Origin of the sequence: Pantoea sp. B9002, assembly GCF_013385945.1 — a bacterium.
GTDB lineage: Bacteria > Pseudomonadota > Gammaproteobacteria > Enterobacterales > Enterobacteriaceae > Pantoea.
Genome location: NZ_JACAPA010000011.1, coordinates 229,068 through 247,076, shown reverse-complemented (window position 1 = coordinate 247,076; position 18,009 = coordinate 229,068). Strand labels below are relative to the sequence as shown.

18 protein-coding genes are annotated in these 18,009 nt (G+C 54.7%); 5 read left to right on the top strand and 13 right to left on the bottom strand.

Annotated elements, in window-relative coordinates; all coding sequences use genetic code 11:
* Nucleotides 1-87: 87 nt before the first annotated feature.
* The 5 genes from HX773_RS09790 to HX773_RS09770 are packed head-to-tail and all read right to left on the bottom strand — an operon-like array spanning nucleotide 88 to nucleotide 4,474.
* A complete protein-coding gene (locus tag HX773_RS09790; RefSeq protein WP_255433196.1) occupies nucleotides 88-858 on the bottom strand; it encodes an amino acid ABC transporter ATP-binding protein in 771 nt (256 codons plus the stop codon).
* Nucleotides 855-1,814, bottom strand: a complete 960-nt coding sequence (locus tag HX773_RS09785; RefSeq protein WP_176971359.1) for an amino acid ABC transporter permease — start codon at nucleotides 1,812-1,814, stop codon at nucleotides 855-857. The genes HX773_RS09790 and HX773_RS09785 overlap by 4 nt, the downstream gene beginning before the upstream one ends.
* Nucleotides 1,811-2,698, bottom strand: coding sequence for an ABC transporter substrate-binding protein (locus tag HX773_RS09780; RefSeq protein WP_176971358.1), 888 nt, complete (start codon nucleotides 2,696-2,698; stop codon nucleotides 1,811-1,813). The genes HX773_RS09785 and HX773_RS09780 overlap by 4 nt, the downstream gene beginning before the upstream one ends.
* 19 nt (nucleotides 2,699-2,717) lie before the next feature.
* Nucleotides 2,718-3,512, bottom strand: coding sequence for a deaminated glutathione amidase (locus tag HX773_RS09775; RefSeq protein WP_176971357.1), 795 nt, complete (start codon nucleotides 3,510-3,512; stop codon nucleotides 2,718-2,720).
* Nucleotides 3,513-3,514: 2 nt separating this feature from the next.
* Nucleotides 3,515-4,474 (bottom strand): ABC transporter substrate-binding protein, encoded by a 960-nt coding sequence (locus HX773_RS09770; RefSeq protein ID WP_176971356.1) that lies wholly within the window; start codon nucleotides 4,472-4,474, stop codon nucleotides 3,515-3,517.
* Between the two features lie 137 nt (nucleotides 4,475-4,611).
* On the opposite strand from HX773_RS09770, the gene HX773_RS09765 reads away from it, so the two are divergent.
* Entirely contained in the window at nucleotides 4,612-5,967 is a 1,356-nt protein-coding gene (locus HX773_RS09765) for a PLP-dependent aminotransferase family protein (RefSeq protein WP_176971355.1), read from the top strand.
* Here HX773_RS09765 and HX773_RS09760 read toward each other — a convergent pair.
* From HX773_RS09760 to pagP, 3 genes are all read right to left on the bottom strand, one after another.
* Nucleotides 5,951-6,376 (bottom strand): GNAT family N-acetyltransferase, encoded by a 426-nt coding sequence (locus HX773_RS09760; protein ID WP_176971354.1) that lies wholly within the window; start codon nucleotides 6,374-6,376, stop codon nucleotides 5,951-5,953. The two genes, HX773_RS09765 and HX773_RS09760, sit on opposite strands and share 17 nt — an antisense overlap.
* 356 nt (nucleotides 6,377-6,732) lie before the next feature.
* The gene (gene cspE / locus HX773_RS09755; protein ID WP_007890714.1) at nucleotides 6,733-6,942 is read right to left on the bottom strand and encodes a transcription antiterminator/RNA stability regulator CspE; all 210 of its coding nucleotides are present in this window, start codon (nucleotides 6,940-6,942) and stop codon (nucleotides 6,733-6,735) included.
* Nucleotides 6,943-7,092: 150 nt separating this feature from the next.
* Nucleotides 7,093-7,665: a lipid IV(A) palmitoyltransferase PagP gene (gene pagP / locus HX773_RS09750; protein ID WP_176971353.1), complete on the bottom strand. Its 573-nt coding sequence runs from the start codon at nucleotides 7,663-7,665 to the stop codon at nucleotides 7,093-7,095.
* A gap of 948 nt (nucleotides 7,666-8,613) precedes the next feature.
* Between pagP and HX773_RS09745 the strand changes: the two genes are divergently transcribed.
* Together HX773_RS09745 and HX773_RS09740 are read left to right on the top strand one after the other, a co-directional pair.
* The gene (locus HX773_RS09745; RefSeq protein WP_007890717.1) at nucleotides 8,614-8,859 is read left to right on the top strand and encodes a hypothetical protein; all 246 of its coding nucleotides are present in this window, start codon (nucleotides 8,614-8,616) and stop codon (nucleotides 8,857-8,859) included.
* A 106-nt stretch (nucleotides 8,860-8,965) separates the two neighbouring features.
* Entirely contained in the window at nucleotides 8,966-10,048 is a 1,083-nt protein-coding gene (locus HX773_RS09740; RefSeq protein ID WP_176971352.1) for a malate/lactate/ureidoglycolate dehydrogenase, read from the top strand.
* A gap of 39 nt (nucleotides 10,049-10,087) precedes the next feature.
* Here HX773_RS09740 and gntT read toward each other — a convergent pair whose 3' ends face one another.
* Complete coding sequence (gene gntT, locus HX773_RS09735) at nucleotides 10,088-11,404, bottom strand: gluconate transporter (protein ID WP_176971351.1); 1,317 nt, start codon at nucleotides 11,402-11,404, stop codon at nucleotides 10,088-10,090.
* A 283-nt stretch (nucleotides 11,405-11,687) separates the two neighbouring features.
* Between gntT and HX773_RS09730 the strand changes: the two genes are divergently transcribed.
* Nucleotides 11,688-12,839, top strand: a complete 1,152-nt coding sequence (locus tag HX773_RS09730; protein WP_218168199.1) for an iron-containing alcohol dehydrogenase — start codon at nucleotides 11,688-11,690, stop codon at nucleotides 12,837-12,839.
* A 32-nt stretch (nucleotides 12,840-12,871) separates the two neighbouring features.
* Here the strand turns inward: HX773_RS09730 and HX773_RS09725 are convergent, their stop codons facing one another.
* The 3 genes from HX773_RS09725 to HX773_RS09715 form a co-directional block, all read right to left on the bottom strand.
* Nucleotides 12,872-14,800, bottom strand: a complete 1,929-nt coding sequence (locus HX773_RS09725; protein ID WP_176971349.1) for a methyl-accepting chemotaxis protein — start codon at nucleotides 14,798-14,800, stop codon at nucleotides 12,872-12,874.
* A 125-nt stretch (nucleotides 14,801-14,925) separates the two neighbouring features.
* Complete coding sequence (locus HX773_RS09720; protein ID WP_176971348.1) at nucleotides 14,926-15,753, bottom strand: Cof-type HAD-IIB family hydrolase; 828 nt, start codon at nucleotides 15,751-15,753, stop codon at nucleotides 14,926-14,928.
* Between the two features lie 108 nt (nucleotides 15,754-15,861).
* A complete protein-coding gene (locus tag HX773_RS09715) occupies nucleotides 15,862-16,353 on the bottom strand; it encodes an RcnB family protein (protein ID WP_176971347.1) in 492 nt (163 codons plus the stop codon).
* A 764-nt stretch (nucleotides 16,354-17,117) separates the two neighbouring features.
* On the opposite strand from HX773_RS09715, the gene HX773_RS09710 reads away from it, so the two are divergent.
* Entirely contained in the window at nucleotides 17,118-17,630 is a 513-nt protein-coding gene (locus tag HX773_RS09710; RefSeq protein ID WP_176971346.1) for a DUF523 domain-containing protein, read from the top strand.
* Here HX773_RS09710 and HX773_RS09705 read toward each other — a convergent pair.
* Entirely contained in the window at nucleotides 17,582-17,821 is a 240-nt protein-coding gene (locus HX773_RS09705) for a DUF1272 domain-containing protein (protein WP_176971345.1), read from the bottom strand. The two genes, HX773_RS09710 and HX773_RS09705, sit on opposite strands and share 49 nt — an antisense overlap.
* Nucleotides 17,822-18,009: the final 188 nt, after the last annotated feature.

Below are 18,009 nucleotides of genomic sequence, written 5' to 3'. Positions count from 1 at the left end.
CAACCAATGTGAAAAACGGACCTGACTATTAACGCGCAGTTTATAGACGGCCTCAACTGCAATCTGTAACAGAGTGAGACCGCCTGCTCAGATAAAGCGGCTGAGAAACGCCTGCGTGCGCGGATGTTGCGGGTTACCAATCACCTGCTCCGGACTGCCCTGCTCCACTACCACGCCGCCATCCATAAACACTACGCGATCGGCCGCCTCACGTGCGAAACCAATTTCATGGGTGACGACAATCATGGTGAGACCTTGATCGGCTAAGGTGCGCATGGTGGCCAGCACTTCGCCGACTAACTCCGGATCGAGTGCCGAAGTGGGTTCATCGAACAGCATCAGCGCCGGTTTAATCGCCAGCGCACGCGCAATCGCCACACGCTGCTGCTGACCACCAGACAGATGACGCGGCCAGGCATCGGCTTTGTCACTCAATCCCACGGTCGCCAGCAGTTCACGCGCATGCTTGAGCGCGTCATGCCGCGCAAACTTGTGCACACCGATCGGCGCTTCAATGATGTTTTGCAGCACCGTCATGTGCGGATAAAGATTGAACTGCTGAAACACCATGCCGATTTTCTGGCGCTGATGAGCAATTTTACGTGCCGACAGGCGATGCAGAATACCGCGTTTCAGTTCATAACCGATCTGATCGTCACCCACCATAATCGAACCGGCGTTCATGTCTTCCAGATGGTTGATGCAGCGTAAAAAGGTGGATTTACCCGAACCTGATGGCCCGAGAATCACCACTACTTCACCGGGAAACACATCGAGATCGATGCCTTTCAGCACTTCATTGTCGCCATAACTCTTCTGCACATTACGCGCACGCACCAGCGGCTGAACTTCACTCATACATCCTCCTTCAGACGGTGCGCGACGGCTGGCGCGGCTTCGTTAGCGGCAACGCGACGTTTGTTCACCACCGTGCGGGTGGTGCCGCGTGCGTAGTAACGCTCGATGGCGGACTGACCCACGTTGAGAATCGAGGTGATAAGCAGATACCAGATCACCGCGACCATCAGCATCGGGATAATTTCAAAGGTGCGGTTATAAACGGCCTGCACCGAGTACAACAGATCGCCCATAGCGATCACACTCACCAGCGAGGTCGCTTTGATCATGCTGATCAGCTGGTTGCCGGTAGGCGGAATGATCGAACGCATCGCCTGTGGAATGATCACGCGGCGCAGCGCACGACTGCGGCTCATGCCAAACGCCTGGGTGGTTTCGACCTGACCGTTATCCACTGACAGCAAGCCGGCGCGAATGATCTCGGCCATATAGGCGGCTTCATTGAGCGCCAGTCCGGCAATCGCTGCGGTCAGTGGCGTAATCAGATCGTTGGTATTCCAGCTGGCAAAAGTGATATCCGTCCACGGAATAGTGATCGCGATCGTGGGAAACAGCGTCGACAGGTTATACCAAAAGATCAGCTGCACCAGCAGCGGCGTACCACGGAAAAACCAGATGTAGAGCGACGATAAGCCACTGAGCAATTTGTTTTCCGAGAGACGCCACACGCCCAGCAACAGCCCAAGCAGCGTGCCGAGAATCATCGACACCACCGTCAAGCCGAGCGTGACCTGTAAGCCTTTCATCACCGAACCTTCGGTGAACCACTGCAGCACCACGTTCCACTCGAAATTGGGGTTGGTCGCCACCAGCCAGAGGAAGTTCGCGGCAATAACCAGCACCAAAATCCATGAGATCCAGCGCCCATAAGTGGGCGCACTGCGGGCAAAAGCCACATCGCGCTGCTGCACGTCGGCCTTATCCCTGGCTCGCGAATTGTTGGTGACCGGACTCATTTTGCTGCCCCTTGCGCCAGGTTACGTCCCGGTTGCTGCAGCACGTTGCCGTCTAACTTCCACTTCTTCATGATGGCCGCGTAAGTACCGTTACTGAACAGCTCTTTGTACGCATCCAGCACCACGTTGCCGAGTTCAGAACCCTTCGGTACCACGGTGCCCTGGAAAATGTCGCCAAAGCCGTTTTTCTTGCCTTTGCCCGACAGCTCCAATTGACCATTGGCCTGTTCGATGAAGTAAGTCAGCGGCGCCTGCGAGGAGAAGAAGGCATCGGAACGTTTTGAGCGCACGGCTAAGATCGACGATGGCTGATCGGTAAAGGATTGCACCACCACCGCCGGTTTACCCGCCGCGACACAGTCATCGGACTGCTTGCGAATCACCTGTTCCGCCGAACCTGCCGCCATCACCGCAATGCGTTTACCGCAGGTATCTTCCAGACCGTTAATCTTCGAGGGATTGCCTTTCTGCACGCCAAACACCACGAACTCCTGCACGAAGTCGATAAAATCGACCTTCTGCTGCCGGTCCGGATAATCCCCAATCGGCCCAATCGCCATCTGGTAGCGACCAGAATTAATGCCGGTGAGCACGCCCGATAAACCGCTGACGGTGGCATGTTCAATATTCACACCCAGCAACTGTGCCAGCGCTGCGGTGAGATCGGCGGAGGCGCCATCCATTGAGTGCGGACCGTTAACGATCTCATACGGAGGAAAAGAGCCGTTGTTTACCGAGATCATTTTGCCGCTGCTTTTGATTTCTGCTGGCAGACGATCGTGCAGTGCCTGATCCACTTTTTGCGTAGGAATAGCGTCAGCCGCCTGAGCGAAACAGGCCGTCAGGCCCAATGACAGCGCGATGGCGGTAGCAATAGTTTTCATCAGTCAGATTCCCCAGCGATCAAAGTGGTTTAAGTTCGGGACGAGCAAAACAGCGATTTTCCAGCACCGGCAGTACGCTGCGCGCATAGGCGATGCGCTGCGGATCGAGATCGGCAAACACCAGCGCGGCCGATTCCGGCGCTTTGGCAATCGCCACGCCCAGCGGATCGATCACCAGACTGTTGCCGATATTGCGCGGCCCGCATTCGCCCACCGCCACCATGTAGCATGTGTTTTCCAGCGCACGCGCGGTGGTCAGCAATTCCCAGTGCATCTCTTTCAACGGACCTTTCACCCACGCCGCCGGTAGCACCAGCACATCGGCGCCGTCGAGCACTAAGCGACGCGCCAGCTCCGGGAAGCGCACGTCGTAGCAGGTCATTAACCCGACTTTCATGCCCGCCACGTCAACCAGCGCTGGAATCTCGCGCCCCGGATTCACGCGCTGCGACTCCTGCATGGCGAAGGCATCGTAAAGGTGCAGCTTCACGTACTCAGCGATGATTTCGCCGTTGCGAATGGCGATCAGCACGTTGAGTGCCTTCTGCCCTTCTGTTGGCACGTGCACGCTCATCATGGTGGTCAGGTTGTTGCCTTTGCTCACCGCCAGCAGCTGCGTGACGAAAGGACCATCAAGCGGCTGCGCCGCTTTCAGCACCAGATCCGGATCGGCGATATCACGCGCCAGCACGCCTTCCGGCAGCACCAGCAGATCGGCGCCGCCCGCCAATGCCTGGTTCATCAGTCCGATGCAGATATCGGTGTTTTCCTGCCATTCGCGGCTAACGGCAAATTGTCCCATTGCTACTTTCATGGTTATTCTCCTTGCGCCACAGCCGGGAAAATCGCTTCCGGCGTCAGCAATGTTTGGGTTAGGCCTTGCTGGAAAAGCTCATTCGCAAAGTCGGCAATCATCTTTTTGTTAACGGAAAATCCGTTCTGATTCCAGTTGGCGGGTAATTCCTGCGCGGTACGCCGCAAATCGTCCAGCAACCACGGCGTGGTGTCGGCGTATTTCTCGCGCTTCTTCATCCACATCTGGTATGAACGATCGATGATGTCGCTCAGCGCCTGAGGCAGCCACGGATGCGCCTCGGCTAAGGCGGGCTTCATTGCCAGTAAGTGAATGCCCGGCACATAACCGACGCGATTAAAGTAGTCACGCTCGGCAGCGGCAAAATCCACCTGCAGCTGGCGCAGACCCGAATCGGCGAGGAAAAAACCTTCCGGCATAAAAGGGGTAAAGACAGCATCCAGCTCGCCCGCTTTCAGCAGCTCGATCAGTGGACGTTCACCGGGCGCCGGTTCAATACGCCCCGGACGACCAAAACCGGCCAGACGATCGACAATCGGGTGATCCTCGGTCAAACGACCGGCAAACCAGTACGCATCATCAATCTCCACGCCCGCTTCACGCAGCACGGTGCGCGTCCAGGTGTTGCCCGAATCCTGCCAGCCGGTAACGCCGATCTTTTTACCTTTCAGCTGAGCTGGCGTGGTAATCGGACTGTCGCTGCGCGTGATGATGCAGCGCTGGCGGAAACCACGCATCAGGAAGTGTGGCAGGCCCAGCAGCGAAGTGTCACCTTTTGCCCGAGCCTGAGCAAAGCGGCTAAACGACACTTCACCGGCATCGTATTTATCGCTGGTGGCGAGGTTATCCACCAGCGTGCCAACGCGATCGATCTCAAGCGTGAACCCTTCCGGCTTGATATCGCCAAGTGCCAGCGGTGTGAAGTAATCCCAGTCACGTACCGCCAGTCTGATGGTTACCATAGTTTTGCCTTCCCCGTCTGTTCTGCCAGCCCTGCGGCTGTGATTATTTATGCAGCAAATAGTGCTTGAATTTGAGTCTAAATCGCGAATACTAATCTGAACAATCTATTATTTGTTACTGAACAAAGGATTTTCTTATGACGCAAAGTGTGGATTTGGAGTGGCTTAGCCAGCAGATCACGGATGCTTCGGTGAAAGGCATTACGCATGCGGCATCCACGCTGATTCGCGATGGGCAGATTGCGGTGGGCATGCAAATGCCGGCGGTGCGCGAGTTGGCTGAGCGGTTGGGCGTGAGTCCGGCAACCGTTTCCGCAGCCTGGGCGCAACTGAAGAAGCAGAAAGTGCTGGCGGGGAAAGGTCGCAGCGGCGTGTGGGTGAGCGGCAACAGCGTTATGCCGCGTCCGATTCGTTTCGAGAAGATCGGCAATTACGGCGAGAATGTTCAGGCGTCACTGGCGATGGCCGCACCGGATCCAACCTTGTTGCCGGATCTGCGTCAGGCGATGCTGGCTGGCATTGCGTCGCCGCAACTGAATAGCTATCAGCGCGAGGCGATTTCACCGCAATTGCAGGATGCCGTGACGCCGCGCTGGCCCTATCCCGCTGAAGCCTGGCTCGCAACCGACGGCGGCTTCGATGCCATGAACCTGATCGTGCAGACGTTGCTGTCACCGGGTGATCGTGTGGTGATCGAAGATCCTACCGCCACGCGATTACTGGATATTTTAGACAACATAGGCGCTGAAATTCTGCCATTACCGTGCGATGAACAAGGTCCAATTCCCTCGGCGTTGACCACGCTAATGCAGAAATCTCCGGCGATGTTTATCTATCAGCCGCGTACCCATTCCGCCACCGGACATAGCGTGAGCCAGCGTCGCAGTGCAGAGCTGGCGCGCGTGCTGGCGAACAGCAGCACCATCATTGTGGAAGATGATGGCATTGGCGATCTGTCGCGCTGGCCGGTATTCAGCCTCGGCTGCCACTATCCCGAACGCGTGCTGCATGTGCACTCGTTTTCCAAAGCTTATGGGCCGGATTTGCGGCTGGCGGTGTTATCAGGCACCGCGGAAATGGTGAAGCGCCTGCAAGCGTGGCGTAACTTTGGCGTGAGCTGGACCAGCCGTATTTTGCAGGATGCCGTGGCGTGGATGCTCAACGATGAAGAGACTCAGCAGCGGATTCAGCAGGCCAAAGCCACCTATGCGCAGCGGCGTCAGCAGTTACTGGCCGCACTGGCGAAACGCGGTCTGGTGCTTGAAGAGCGCGATGGATTGAGCGTGTGGATTCCGGTCGAATCGGAGCAGTACGCGATGATCACGCTGGCCGCGCGCGGTATCGCCGTGCTGCCCGGTGAACGCTGTAGCATTAGCAGTCGGCAATTCATTCGCGTCAGCGCGGCGCTGCTGCCTGTTGCACAACTCGACAGCATCGCTGATGCCATCGTGATAGCCAGCGGACGCGAGCTCAATCTTAACTCAGAGCTTTAATGTGATAGCGCGGTGATTCCACATAGTCTTCGCGCGCATAGAACTGGTTGGCTTTGAGGCGCGATGAGTGGCAGTGCACTTCCATACGGTCGCAACCGCGTGACCGCGCCAGCTGTTCGGCGTGGTTCAATAACTGCTGCCCGCTGCCTTTGCTACGCTCGCCTTCGGCAATACAGAAGTAGCTGATGCGGGCAAAATCGCCGGCCAATGCCAGCTGCGGAATAAAGTGCAACGAGAGAAAACCCAGCACCTGATTACCATGTTCAGCGACCAACAAAACTTCATCGGGATGATGAATAAGCTGCGCCAAACGCGTGTCGATAAATCCTTCCGTCGCGCTATAACCTAATTCGGTTAGCAAAGCGCTCAACGCAAAACTGTCTTTTGCCTGTGCCTGACGTATGTTCATCCTGCCTCCTCATTTTCCCTGAGCAGTTATATAGCGTTGCCGGACAAAAATCTGCAAGTAAGCATTGTTGTGGCTATGTTACGGAAGTTATCTGTGAGATGTGCCGCAGAATCTGCCTTGTCACGAGAATGTCATAACGGCTTAAGGCTGGCTTAATCTGGCGTTGGCATGCTGAGGGAAATCTATTTCTGAGGCAGGCGAAATGAAGAACCTTATTCCACACACTTTCGATGAGTTAATGGCACTGAGCATCAGCATGCTTGCCGTAGCGAGCTGGATGATTATTTGGTGGCGAGCTTAAAATAGAATAAAAAAAACCCGCCAGAAGGCGGGTTTTCAGAATTCGAACTGTTAAATTACAGTGCGATAACGTTAGCAGCTGATGGGCCTTTAGCACCGTCAGTGATTTCGAACTCAACGCGTTGACCTTCAGCCAGAGTTTTGAAACCGTTGCTGTTGATTGCAGAGAAGTGTACGAATACATCTTTGCTGCCATCTTCTGGAGTAATGAAACCGAAGCCTTTCGACTCATTAAACCACTTTACGTTACCTTTGATCTTAGACATCTATATTACCTTTACATGAAAAAAGGACACTAAACTGTGTCGACGTCTAGTACAGCAATTGCGGTGACATTTGTCCAGTGCGATTTGATGAAAAAGTGATAAATATTGATTTTTTGCATGCCGATCACACTTTCTGCTCGACGCTAACGCTTAAAACTCAAATCTCAGCCAGGCAAAGTAAACGTTGCCGTTATTGTAAGTGCCGGGAATATAAGTCATTTGGAAAGTGGCTGGACCATATCCAATTGATGCTAAAGGCAATATCAGCGGAACCGGAATGTAGCGCCAGTTATCCCTTGCCGTTACGCCCGCCGTATAACCGGCGCCCAAATGAAAGTTCTGATCGCTAAGCGGTCGCCAGGTCGCTTCCCAACCGTAACCGCCAATCGGTTCCCATTTGTTAAAGGAGTCCTTAAACGCCATCAGGTACAAACCGTGCCAGTTACCTTTCTCATCCCAGCGCGAAACGCCCGCACCTGCGCCCCACGGACGCTCATTGTACTTATCGATGTGTTCATCGTCGTAAGTCCAACGGTTGTGCCAGGTAATCGCCGGCAGATAAAAATCATAACTCTGCGGTTGCGACCAGGTTTGCGACACGTTGTCGCTAAAGGTGTTCCAGCCTGATTTGAGGGCTTGTGAAGTTGTTACCGCTGATGCTGAAAACGAGACCGATGAGGTCAAAATGCAGCCTAACAAAGCTGCAGAAAAGTGCCGATTCACAACGTAATTTCCTGTTAAGTCATGCTGAAAAAATGCATTACCCGGAGGCAAATTTTTCAGATTCTTGTACGACGCGTTCCTAAAGTAATTGCCAAAAGGATATTAAAAAGCACGCTTAATATCTCCAGGCTAATTCTTGGTTGCTGGTGAATTTTACCTCATGCTGGAGGCGAAATTGAAACGCCGGATAAACGGAAAGGCATTACCGGGGGATGTACACAAAGTGCAATCATGCTGTGATGATAACGCTAAGCAACAAGATAGCTTTCAGTGACTTAGCGTCAACTATTCACGCATGGAATAAATTAACAAAATTTATCAATTGAACTCATCCGACGAATAAGATAAATCTCGATACTCCAGGACGGAGATGGGGAAAAAACTGACATGACTATTCGTTGTAGCCGCTGCGGTTGCGCTAAATTTTTTTACACCTTATCCGACTGCGAAAAGGTCGATTCGACAAATCATCATGGCGCCTGCTGCGCGCAATGTCAGAAACCGCTCACGCTGCGCGATATCATCCTGCCGATTGCATCTTTTAAAGACAGCGAAAAATCCTATGCTGAATAAAAAATTCAGGCACCCGCAGGTGCCTGTACTTGTCAGAAAATCAGTTTAAAGACGCCGGTAATTGTCAATAATCCAACGATGAAGATGATGGCGATGACCCACAGAATTATTTTCATTGTTCGCTCCTTCAAGTATGAAAAATAACGTGTCTGCTAACCAGTATAGATGATCATTCTGCTTTCGCTGGGCGCTGCGAGAGTGGTCACAACCCTTTGCTATCGTTTCGCTTGATGCAGATTTAATTCTGCGAGACGGGTCGCAGCCTTCGATTTTCCTTCTCCTTGATTCCGCACTCAGCGCCTGTCCGCAGTCTAAACTTACAGCGCCTGAAGAGGCCTCAATTGTTATCAATGCCTACGTAACAAGGAGATTCTTATGAGCACGATTAATACCAGCATGGGGCGTTACAGCCTTAAGGCAAAGGATTACGGCAACCACATCAGCGGCAGTATTGCGATTAACGATGAAGGTGGCACGCAACTCACCATGCAGGAGTTTGAAGAGCACTATCTTGACGATGTCGTCAACAATGTCATTTATCCGATCACCGGCGGAAACCGTGAAATTACCCGCGCGCTGCGCGATCAGATGGTCAAAGCGGGCTTTGAACAGCCGCACTGAGTTTTTGGGCCACACCTTGTGGCCCTTTACTTCCTATCACTGACTTGCGGTTATTACTGGTTTCATCGCAGGATGCATAATTGTTCATGATAAGGAGATTGACCGCGTGAGTACTCTGCATCTTATTGCCCCTTCCCGCCTTCATCAGTTTGTTCAATCCATCTGGTTACATGCTGGCAGCAGCGCCGAAGAAGCGCGCCTGGTCGCCGACCACTTGGTGGCCGCGAATCTGGCGGGCCATGATTCGCACGGCGTTGGCATGATTCCGAGTTACATGAATTCGCTGACGCAGGGTTTTCTACAACTCAACCAACATGCCAGCATTGCAAAAGACGCCGGCGCGGTGCTGACGCTGCACGGAAACAATGGTTTTGGTCAGGTCGCGGCCTTTGAGGCGATGCAGCTCGGCATTGAGCGCGCAGCGAAGTTAGGTATTGCGGCGGTCGGTTTACACCATTCACACCACATTGGTCGCATCGGCCATTGGGCGGAACAGTGCGCAGCCGCCGGTTTTGTCTCGTTCCACTTCGTTAACGTGATGGGCGATCCGATGGTCGCGCCGTTTAACGGTAGCGATCGTCGCTTCGGCACCAATCCTTTCTGCGCCATTTTCCCGCGTCGCAATGCCAAGCCGCTATTGCTTGATTTCGCCACCAGCGGCATCGCCTTTGGTAAAACGCGAGTGGCGTGGAACAAAGACCAGCAGGTCGCGCCAGGTTATCTGATTGATCATCAAGGCCAGCCAACCACCGAACCGGGCGTAATGCATCAGACGCCGTATGGTTCGCTGATGCCGTTTGGTCTCCACAAAGGTTACGCGCTGGCGACCATGTGCGAAATCCTCGGCGGCGCGCTGTCGGGCGGACGCACCACACATGATGAGACGCTGGTCACCAGCCACGATGCCATTTTCAACTGCATGACCACCATCATCGTTAATCCGGATGCGTTTGATGCGCCCGCGATGCAGGAAGAAGCGGAGTCATTTCTGGACTGGGTGAAACAGTCGCCGCAAAGTGGCGATGCACCGATTCAGGTGCCAGGCGAGTGGGAAGAGCAAAACCGCGTGGCACGCCAACGCGACGGCATTCCACTGGACAGCAACAGCTGGGAGCAAATCTGTGACGCGGCGTTGCAGGCGGGAATGCCGCAAGAGGAACTCGCGGCTTTCCGCGCCTTAACGCAGTAAATCGCAAGCGGCTGAGGCGCAGTGCCTCAGCCTTGATGCTTAGATAATGCTGGCGAGCAGTAAACAACCCAGCAAACCGCACACCGAAATGATGGTTTCCAGCGCCGACCATGAGCGGAAAGTTTCGCCGATGGTCAGGTTGAAATACTCCTTAAACAGCCAGAAGCCTGGATCGTTAACGTGAGAGAAAATCACGCTGCCGGAGCCAACTGCAATCACCATCAGTTCCGGACTGGCGCCGCTGGTGATGATCAACGGTGCGACAATCCCGCCTGCCGTAATCGCCGCCACGGTAGCGGAACCCAGCGCAATACGCAGCACCGCAGCAATCGACCACGCCATGAAGATCGGCGACAGATTGGTTTCATGCATCATGCTGGCGATATATTTATCGACGCCGCTGTCCACCAGCACCTGTTTGAACGCCCCGCCACCGCCAATTACTAGCAGCATCATCGCGATGATCTTGATCGAATCGGTGATGGTGCCCATCACTTCATCCATGCTGCGGCCACGGTTCAGACCGAAGGTGAAGATGGCAATCAGTACCGCAATCAAGGTTGCCATGATTGGGTCACCAAAGAACTCGGCATACGGCAACAACACGTGACCTTTCGGCAGCAACATTTCCGCCACTGCACGCAACGCCATCAGCACCACCGGCACCAACGCCGTCCAGACGCTGACGCCAAAGCCAGGCATCTCCGCTTCGGTAAAGGTTTTCGGGTTCCACAAGCCTTCCGGGATCGGCTTATCAATGCCTTTCAGGAAGCGGGCATAAACCGGACCGGCAAGGATAACGGTTGGAATCCCCAGCAGCGTACCGTACAGCAGCGTTTTACCCATATCGGCGTTGAACAGCGTGGCGATCGCAGTTGGGCCCGGATGCGGTGGCAGGAAACCGTGTGTGACGGAGAGCGCGGCCGCCATCGGCACACCCACGTACAGCAGCGGTACGCGCGCGGAGGCAGCGATGCTGAACACCAGCGGCAGCATCAGCACAAAGCCCACTTCATAGAACAACGCAAAGCCGACGGTGAAGCCGGTCAGCACCAGCGCCCACTGAATATGCTTCTCGCCAAATTTAGCAATTAACGTGGTAGCGATTCGCTGCGCCCCGCCGCAATCCGCCAGCAGTTTACCCAGCATCGCGCCGAAGCCCATGATCAGCGCGAGGCTGCCCAACGTGCCGCCGACACCGGTTTTAATCGAAACGATAACTTTGTTGACCGGCATGCCCTGCATCATGCCAACGGCCAGCGCCACCAGAATCAGCGCAATAAATCCGTTCAGTTTGAAGCGAATCATCAGCAACAGCAGTAACGCTACGCCAATCGCCACATAGAGTAATGGCATAATTTTTCTCCACTTTTGCGCACGGTAAGTGACCGGCAGCGGTTTATTTTGGTTATCCCAGAGGACATGAGAATCAACAGCGTGCGCTGCAGGAAACATCCTGCCGAGCAATGTTACGGGTATCATGTTAAGGGTAACATTGCGTACAAAGCACCTGGCGCAGCGGCGGAATTTCTGTTTTGCGAAGGTGATCAACTTTTTGCCTGCGGGTTATCAGAATGTTTGCAGCGGGAAGGTCACGGCTTTTGGTTACACTTAGGTCTTTGAGCCAAATAAGAAGGACATGCAGGTGAGTGAGAATCTGATCGAGTTGTACAGTAATCAACAAACCCTGTTTGGGCGCGGCAGCGTTGACCAGCTGATTCCGCTGCTGGCGGCTAATACCCAGCCGACGCTGCTGTTTTGCGGCCGCTCATTCCTCAATGGTCCGGCCTGGGCGCGTTTAGGTGCCGCGCTCAACGATCACATCATCGGTTACGAGATCGTCAGCCATGAAGCCTCGCCGGATGAGATTGATGGCTGGGTGCGACGCTGGCGCGGCCATGTTGATCGCGTGGTGGCGATTGGTGGCGGCAGCGTGCTGGATGCGGCCAAAGCCTTCAGCGCGATGATGCAGCACCCGCTGAATACCGCACGCTATCTGGAGAAAGTCGGTGATACGCCAGTGCAAGCGGTAACCTTGCCGCTGATTGCCATTCCCACCACGGCCGGCACCGGCAGCGAAGCCACGCAAAATGCGGTGGTGACCGATCAGCAGCACATTCAGGTCAAAGCCTCGTTGCGCCACCCGGTGTTTGTGCCGCAGGTCGCGATTCTCGATCCCGATCTGCTCAAAGGCGCGCCCGACAGCGTGCTGGCCACCTGCGCCATCGATGCCTTCACCCATCTTTTCGAAGCCTATTTGTCCCGCAAAGGCAATCTGTTTACCCAGCAAACCGCGCTTAATGGGCTGCGACTGTTCTTCAAAGCCTGGCCGGATTTAAACCGTGACGACGAACGCGGAGATGCCGCGCGAGAAGCGATGATGATGGCGTCATGGTTGGGTGGCGTGTGTCTGAGCAGCGCCGGATTGGGCGTGATCCATGGCATTGCCGGTGAGCTGGGGGCGATCAAGCCGTTCCATCACGGTGAAGTGTGCGGACGTTTACTGTTCCCGTTCCTCGATGTGCTGGCGGAAACCGAGCATGCTGAACAGCAACGTTTGATGGCGCAGCTCGGCCAACAGCTGCTGCCGGACGATCCCGCGCCGCCCGCGCTGGCGCTGAAAGCATGGATCCAGCAGCAGGCGATCGTGCCGTTCTGGTTAGATGGCCCATCGCTGTCAGCCACCGACGTTGACTGGATTGTGTCGCGCGCCAACAGCAAAAACGGTTGGGTCAGCTACGATGCACCGACGTTAACCGAGATGATCGCCGCCGCCTGGCGCATCGTCTAAATGATAACGGGCAGCCGACGCTGCCCGATTTTTTACTGCTCAGCCACTTTAAACATCGCCATCTCTTGCGCCAGCTGCGCCGCTTCATCACGCAGCGCCTGGGTATTTTCGGCGGTTTGCGTCACCAGCATCAGGTTTTGCTGAATACCGCGCTCCATCTGCGACACCGCCAGCGTCACCTCCGCGATACCTTTACTCTGCTCATCACCGGCCACGCGCATCTCGCTTACTACCTGCTTCACTTTATGCACGTCGGTGACCAGCTGCGAAAGCTGCTGCCCCGCGCCTTCCACCAGTTTACTGCCGGCCAGCACGTTGCTGTCGGAATCGGCAATCAGCGCTTTGATCTCCTGCGCCGCCGTGGCGCTGCGCTGGGCTAAGGCGCGCACTTCAGATGCCACTACCGCAAAACCGCGACCTTGCTCACCGGCGCGTGCCGCTTCCACCGCCGCATTCAGCGCAAGGATGTTGGTTTGAAACGCGATGCTGTCGATCACCGTCAGAATCTCCGCCACGCGGCGCGACGAGGATTGAATAGCGCCCATGGTGCTCACCACTTCGCCCATCACTTCGCTACTGCTGCGGGCAATTTGCGCGGTCTGTTCGGCGGCAGCATCGGCTAGTCGGGTATTTTCGGCATTTTGCTGCACAGTCGCGTTGAGCTGCTCCATCGCCGCCGCACTCTGCTCCAGCGCCGCAGCCTGCTCGGCGATTTTCTCCGACAGCGCCGTGTTGCTGTGCGCCAATCCCGCTGCGTTGGCCGCCACCGTTTCACCGCTTCCCTGCACGCGGGTAATCACGCCAGCGATCTTATCGACAAAGCTGTTGAACGCTCCGGCGATATCCGCCAGCTCATCGCGCCCACTTTTGGTCAGACGGCGGGTTAAATCGCCATCGCCATTGGCAATTTCATCCAGCGCCGCGTGCGTGGCCTTCAGACGTTGGCCAATGCGTTTGGTAAACGCCCAGGTTAACAGCAGCAGCACGATCATCGCCGGAATCAGGAAGGTGAAGATGTCGCGCATCATGGTACGCGCCAGGCCGCTGACGGCACTTTCTGGCGTTACGAGGCCAATCACCCAACCGGTGCCGGGCATGCGGAACAGCGTCACCTGCGCGCTGTTGTGCAAGTAGCCGTCTTCAAAATCCGACAGTTGTAATACATCGCCATCGCCTTTCAACTGGGCGATACGTGCGGCCAGCGGCGCCAGCCAGCTGGATTTTTCCGCCAGGCTGCTCAAGGTGGTGAGCGATTTCATATCCTGGCCTGGGTAATAGAGCAGATTGCCCGCGCTATCGAGGGCAAAGGCGTAACCGCCCGTCACCAGCCCTTTCTGCTGCATAAAGCCCGCGAGATTATCCAGTTGCACATCCAGCGTCGCTACACCGGCAAACCGATCGCCCGCCGCGTACGGCACGCTGCAGGTCACCATTTTCACGCCGGAGACCGGATCCTGATAAACCTCCGACCAGCCGCAACGATCGCGCGCTCCATTGCGCACCGCGCTGTACCAGCTTTCCTGTTGATAGCCGTTGCCCGCAGGCAGGTTGTAGTCATCGGAATAAGCCAGCGAGCCATCACTTTGCCGCGCCCAGAAGAAGCTGCGACGCTGCACACCGGCGCTAAAAGCATCGGGTTCCGGCCACACGCCGCCGCCGGCAATGGTTTTATTGCCGCTGCTATTGATGATTTGTGGGAAACTTTGCTGCCATAGCGTGGCATCGTGCGGCAACACTTCAGCAAGGCGCGCCATGCTGACGGCTTCGCCTTCAATGCGCACCAGCTGCTGATTTAATTGGCTGACCAGATTGCTACCGGCCTGCTCAATCAGCGTATGGCTGGCTTCGATGACGCGCGGCTGACCGCGCAACAACAGAACGGAGAACACCACTGCGGTTGTGACGCACAGTAATAGCAGGCCACCCAGCGTCATGCGGGTAGCCAAACGGGTTGGCAACATAATTTATCCTTTCTAACCGACTGCATTAACGATTGAGATAAGAAGTGCCGCTCAGCGGCGAATTGTGCGTTCCGTCACAATCGAATATCGGCAAAGCAAAGAATAAATTCAGCTATAAATGACGATCAGATGACAAACGGCGGTTTGCCGGCCAGCATCTGCTCAATCACCTGTAAAACGCCCTCGTCGTTATTACTCGGCGCTTCAAAGCGCGCCGCATCTTTGACCTTCTGCGGTGCGTTCGCCATGGCAAAGCTGAAGCCAGATTGCTGCAGCATTTCGAGATCGTTACCGCCGTCGCCAAACACCAGAATTTCACTGCGTTCGATGCCCCAGCGTTTGCCCAGCAGATCGAGGCCGTGACCTTTATGGTTGCCCGGCACAATCAAATCCACCGATCCGTGCCCGCTGGACGTGGCGGCCGCCGCCCCCTGATGCAGACGCTCAATGTCCGCCATCAGCGGTTCCACATAATCATCTGACAGATTCAGCGCGAACTTGAACAGCTTATCGCCCGCCACTTCATCGAGGCTGCGAATAGCCTTCAGGCGATGGCAATAGTGACGCATTTTCACCAGCCACTTTTCATCGAGGCCTTCAAAGTAGTAGGCGCTGTCGCGTCCGCACAGGATGTAGCGCAGTTCGGGATAGTTACCGTTGTGCAGCGTATCCAGCACCGCATCAATATCCTGACGGGAGAACTCGCCGCAGAATAACTCTTCATCACGATCGATGATCCACGCGCCGTTCTCCGCCACGAAGGCAATTTCGCTGGCGATCTCAGGGAAGAAGGATTTGAGTTGGTAATATTGGTTGCCGCTGGCCACCACAAACTTGATGCCGCGCTGCTTCATCTCCTGATAGCAGGCGTCAAAACGCGCGCGATTGTACTGTTTATTGTCGTCGAGAAAGGTGCCGTCTTTATCCACCGCCACTATTTTTACCACGGTCATCATCACTCCTTAACGTATCGAAAGGAAAAACGGGTCGTAGAGAGAATAACCTGGTGAGCGGATAAAGCGGAGAGAAACACGGATGGCCGAAGCCATCCGCGGGGGAGATTAGTTGAACGCGCCGTTTAGCAGAATCGCGGTAATGATGCCGGTTGCTGCGGCCACCAGCACGTAATTACCATCAATGTAAGCCCAATGCTCACCGCGCGGTGGCTCATACAGACCACGGTCGCGCCAGTCATCTACGCGATAGTGCGGACCACGAAACTCCGGCGGTGCCGGATAGCCGCGACGGAAGTCATGGCCGCCCCAGGCGAAGCGGTCGCCGCCACGATGCCCTTCCGGCATACGATGGTCAGCATAACGGTCATGACGATCCGGGCCAGGTCCGCGATCATGATCGTGGCCACGGTCGTGATTATTGCCGCGATCCGGTCCGCGGTCGCCACCATGATCCGGGCCACGTCCGTGGTCCTGATGCTGGTCGCCGCCGTGCGACTGCCAGCGCTGGTCACCTGGGCCGTCTGCCCACGAGACGTTAGAAAACAGTGTGCTGCATGCAATAAATGACGCAATAAGACTTAATGTTGTTTTTTTCATGGTGTTGCCTCCAATGATAACGGCGGTTGCTGTGCCGTTGAGCATTACTATTGATTAAATGGAGACAGAAAAGCATTTCCAAAACTCTTAAAAACCGCATACTTACAGGAAATTACGTCAACTTATCACTTTCTTAACGATTGTGTATTTTCTGACATTAACTGGATCGAAGAGACGCATCAGCGTTTATTACGGAGAGAGTGGTGAAATATAAAGAAAAACCCGATCGCAAGGATCGGGAGGATAATTCAATTTCCATAAATTGCATAAAGGGGTAAACCCTGAAAAAGTGAGGGTAAAACTGAAGCACACAACGCCACATCACTAGCATTGCCGGTAAACAATACCATTTAAAATTGAAAACTTCTTTTGAAAAGGGCTACTTTTCAGAAAAATACGTAAAAATTACTCGACCGAAAGAAATAATATTTTGCGAAACGTTGTTTCAGGATAAATAAGGTCTGTGCTCTGACCAGATTCACCATGACATAAATGCATCTGTCAAAAAGCAACATTTACGCTCTAATAAAAAAGTAAAATAACTTTTAAAATCAATTACCTTAACTCATCACTCGCTTTGCATGCTGCTTTTTACAATCAGACTTCAGTGTTATTCATCATTCGCCCGCCATTATTACGCTAAAATCCGTTTTCTGCCCCATTAATTCACACCAGTGATTAATACCGCGCTTAATATATTCTCTGTTGCGCAACGCGTTAATACTGTGATTTCGACAGCGTCGTTATTTAAGGAAAACGTTTACATGGAAAGAATATTAGTCAGTGCCTGTCTGATGGGATACGCCGTGCGCTATAACGGCAGCGATAAAGCGCTGATCTCAGACATGCTGGCGCGCTGGCGCAGCGAGCAACGTCTCATCATCCATTGTCCCGAACTGGCTGCGGGCTTAAACACGCCGCGTTTACCTGCAGAAATTCACGGTGGCAGCGCAGAACAGGTATTAACCGGCGCGGCGCGTATTCTGGAATCGGATGGCCGCGATGTAACGCAGCATTACGTGCTGGCAGCGTGGTTAGCCCTGCGCGCGGCGCAAGATGCGAACTGTCGCTTTGCCCTGCTCACCGACGGCAGCCCAACCTGCGGCAGCCAGCGCATTTATGATGGCAGCTTTCACGGTCAGCAGCAGCCCGGTCAGGGCGTCGCCGCAGCGTTACTGCGCCAGCACGGCATTGCGGTGTTTGCCGAATCGCAGCTACCTGAACTGATTCAGCGGGTCGCTGACGCCGATAAATGTCGTGTGGTCGATGCCGGATGACGCGCTAACGCCGCAGCTGGACGAATCGGTCGACGAACCAGTTCACCGCTGCAATTCGGGCAGCGCTGCGCCAGGATGCCTTCCGCGCACGCCACACAGTAAGTGCATTCAAATGAACAGATGCGCGCATCAAGTGACTCCGGCGGCAAATCTTTATCGCAGCATTCGCAGTTAGGACGTAGTTCCAGCATGATTTCCTCCGGTAAGTTTCAGCCACCATCATCACCGTAATAACGCCGCTGCACCAGCCAATGAACAGACATCAGGCGGACAAATCGGGACATCGTGTGTCTACTCTCCTTAGGGGCTTAAGCGAACCATCTGCCCTAAAAACATTACATTCCCCGTCAGGCGTTCTATAGTTCATTCGCCCTATCTA